The 3,043-nt window shown below is 58.4% G+C and carries 5 protein-coding genes; 1 reads left to right on the top strand and 4 read right to left on the bottom strand.

Annotated elements, in window-relative coordinates:
* Positions 1-430, top strand: a 430-nt coding sequence (panD, locus tag VEZ52_RS00645; RefSeq protein WP_324835093.1) for an aspartate 1-decarboxylase, incomplete at its 5' end; no start/stop codon positions are given.
* Positions 431-531: 101 nt separating this feature from the next.
* Here the strand turns inward: panD and VEZ52_RS00640 are convergent.
* From VEZ52_RS00640 to VEZ52_RS00625, 4 genes are all read right to left on the bottom strand, one after another.
* Positions 532-1,548 (bottom strand): J domain-containing protein, encoded by a 1,017-nt coding sequence (locus tag VEZ52_RS00640; RefSeq protein ID WP_324835092.1) that lies wholly within the window; start codon positions 1,546-1,548, stop codon positions 532-534.
* A 2-nt stretch (positions 1,549-1,550) separates the two neighbouring features.
* A complete protein-coding gene (locus VEZ52_RS00635) occupies positions 1,551-2,003 on the bottom strand; it encodes a YkgJ family cysteine cluster protein (protein ID WP_324835091.1) in 453 nt (150 codons plus the stop codon).
* A gap of 18 nt (positions 2,004-2,021) precedes the next feature.
* Positions 2,022-2,447: a CoA-binding protein gene (locus tag VEZ52_RS00630; protein WP_324835090.1), complete on the bottom strand. Its 426-nt coding sequence runs from the start codon at positions 2,445-2,447 to the stop codon at positions 2,022-2,024.
* 230 nt (positions 2,448-2,677) lie between these two features.
* Positions 2,678-3,043 (bottom strand): cation:proton antiporter regulatory subunit (locus tag VEZ52_RS00625; RefSeq protein WP_324835089.1); only part of this gene is annotated, 366 nt, incomplete at its 5' end.

Here is a 3,043-nt window from a genome sequence, read left to right as displayed (position 1 = left end):
CGCAAGAGAGTTTGTCATGCTGCAAATACTGCGGGCAAAACTGCATTGCATTCGTGTTACCGGGTGCGAACTGAACTACCACGGCTCGGTGACGCTTGACCCGGAGCAGTGCCGCGAGGCGGGCATCTACCCGCTGGAATTCGTGTATATCTGGAACAAGAGCAACGGACAGCGCATTTCCACCTATGTTATCTACGGCGAGCCGGGTTCGCGCTGCTGCGTACTCAACGGTGCGGCGGCGCGGGCCTGTCAGCGCGGTGATGAAGTCATCATCAGCGCTTACGAATATGTGAACGGCCCGCAGGATCTGTACAGCCGCAAGCCCGTGGTGCTGACCTTTAACGAGGACAACAGCATTCATGAGCGCCTGCGCTACGTGGTTGACGGGGAAGAATACGGCGACTTTGGCTTTCATGTGGAAACGGAATAGTCCCATACAAGACATTTTCGCCCAGCAGACTACCATAAACGAAAAGAGGCCCCACGGGGCCTCTTTTCGTTTATGGTGCGGCGCGCATGAAAGACGCGCGATCATTCGTTGGTGATAATCAGGTACAAGTCGCCTTGCCACGGCCCCACGCGCTTGCCCAGCCCGCGCAGCCGGATGGGTTTGCCCACGGCAAAATCCGGCGGCAGGGTGATCTCGACAGTTTTCAACTCGCCTGAGAGTGCCTGACGTATTTGCAGGCGAATGCGTTTGCCTGGCGAAAGATTGGCCGAGGGCAGCGCAAGTGTTTGTTCTTCATCAATCTGACGGCGCAGCCAGCCCTTGACCATGCCGGTAACGCCCTTGCTGTGGTCTTTGTTCCACTTTGGCGTACCCCAGGCCAGATTGCTCTTGTGCAGCTTTACATTGCGTTTTTCCGCCGTGGGTTTTTCCTTGGAGTGGCCAAAAGTGGGCCCTTCCTTTTGATAAGGCGCTTCCTGCTGGGGGGGCGCTTCTTCCTGATGCTGGCGGTTCAGTTCGCTGTAAATATCTTCAAAAACACGGCGGGCAAAGGGATCCGTAAGCAGGTCGCGCAGCACGTCATGCTCTGAATAGCCGTTCTGCGCGTTTTTTTGCTCTGCGTTTTTGGTTTTTTGCTGTTCTTGATTCTGCTCTTTTTGGGCTTTCCCGGCATCGGCTGAGGCCTGCGCCCCGGCAGCGGCCTCAGCCGCGCCAGAGCTGGCCTCTTTTGCGCCAGAGTCCGCCTGCTGCCCGTTACGGCCTTGAGAGCCATTATCCGCTTGAGCCTGTCGCTCCGCCCTGTCGTCAGTAGGCTCTTCCTTTGCGGCCCGCGTCTTGCTCTCCGCCTGCGCAGCCCTGCTGGCCTCTGTTGAAGCCCGCACGCCGTCCTCATGCTTGAGTATGGCGGAAAGGGCCACATAGGCCTCGTTGAGCAGCTGAAATTCCCGGCTGGCGTCCGGGTTGCCGGGGTTGAGGTCGGGGTGCAGCTCAAAAGCGCGACGCCGGTAGGCCCGCTTGAGGTCAGCCGTATCGGCGTCCTTTTTAAGCTTGAGAATGTCGTAGCATTCTTTCAGCGATATCTGGCGGGGGCGGCGTCGCATGATTACTTCAGGATAAGCGCATTGGCTTCACAGGTGGCATCGGAAGCAAGCAGGCCGTTTTCGCGCAGATAGTCGCGGCCTTCGCGCGCAAAATTCGCATGCAGCGCGCCAGTTTCGATGCCGGGGCAGAACTCTTTGGCCATGGCGAGGCTGGCCGGGTCTTCAATGTTGCCGCGAAAAAAGGGCCATGCGCGGCAGATTGCAGGCTTGCCCTCATGTACGCCGCAGCCGCTGCCCTGACGAAAAAACACGCAGTAGCCGTCTTCACCGCAGCGAATTTTGAGCTTGCCGGCAATGCGCTCGCAATAGTTCTCCGCCACTGCTTCCGGCGCTTGCTGCATGTGCGCTGCCAGCCGGATCAGGTCTGTGGGGCTTACGACAATGCCGCCTCTTCCTTCGCAGCAGTGGCCGCACATGCGGCAGTTGAAAACCGATTCTCCGTGAGCGGCAGACATGGGCTATAATCCTTGGCCTTAAAAAGTGAGCGAGGGGCGCATGAGGCGCTCGTGTTCCACCATGATGCAGGAATCTTCAACCACTGTCATGCCTGTACGGGCCAACAGCTGACGTGCCTCGATCGAGCGTATGCCAAGCTGCATCCAGAAAACTTTTGGTTTCCAGGGCAGGTCCAGCACTTCCTGCGCGTGGGCGGGGCAGTACTCCGGCGCGCGAAACAGATTGACGATATCCACCGGCTCGGGCAGCTCCGCAAGGCAGGTGACCGCAGGCAGCCCCCAAACGGTTTTGCGCACGGGATGGACAGGAAAAATCGTGTATCCCTGCTCCAGCAGATAGCGCCCGACCCTGTCCACGGCCTGTCCGGCTTTGTCCTTGGCGCCGATAATGGCGACGCTGCGTGATTCGCCAAACATGGCGCGCATCAGTCTGTCGTCAAGCATAGTACATCCATGCCGCAAGAGGGCGGATTATCAGCGGGCAGCCCTTTGGGTTGCTCCCGTTAGTATATCTGTAATCAGTTTTAATAGACGGCAATGGCAAAATGCGCAAGTTCCCAGCCCCGGTTTGGCAGAATCTTTTACCGAGGCAGCGCTAACGCATTGCCGAGTTTGACAATTAAAAGGAGGCAGGGCAAGCCCCGCCTCCTTTACCGCAGCAATTGCGAAATACGCTAGGCAGCCTTGGGCGGGGGGCTGGTTTCCTTGCCGGATTCGCGCAAGGGGCCGGAAAAGAGCGGGGCTATTGCCAGGAGTTTATCTGTTTTGCCAAACAGATACACCACGTCATCGGTTTGAAACAGGTCGTTGGGTTCCGGCGATGCCTGGGTTGCGCCGTTACGCAGAATGGCAATGACGGTTACACCGTATTTGCGGCGCATCTGGCTTTGGGCAAGGCTGATGCCGCAAAGGGGCGAGGCGGCGGCAAGGCGCATGGCCTGAACGCCCATCTCCGGCAGGCGGCTGACCATGGAATCAAGCGAGTTTACCGATGCGCTCATGCGGCGGATCATGCGGTAATTCTCCTGCCGGATACGCGC

Source organism: Desulfovibrio sp. (assembly GCF_035644575.1).
Lineage (GTDB): Bacteria > Desulfobacterota > Desulfovibrionia > Desulfovibrionales > Desulfovibrionaceae > Desulfovibrio.
This window is presented reverse-complemented; position numbering and strand designations above follow the sequence as displayed.

Coding starts and splice junctions, on each gene's coding strand:
- VEZ52_RS00640 (WP_324835092.1), bottom strand. CDS start 1,548: ATGCGACGCCGCCCCCGCCAGATATCGCTGAAAGAATGCTACGACATT.
- VEZ52_RS00635 (WP_324835091.1), bottom strand. CDS start 2,003: ATGTCTGCCGCTCACGGAGAATCGGTTTTCAACTGCCGCATGTGCGGC.
- VEZ52_RS00630 (WP_324835090.1), bottom strand. CDS start 2,447: ATGCTTGACGACAGACTGATGCGCGCCATGTTTGGCGAATCACGCAGC.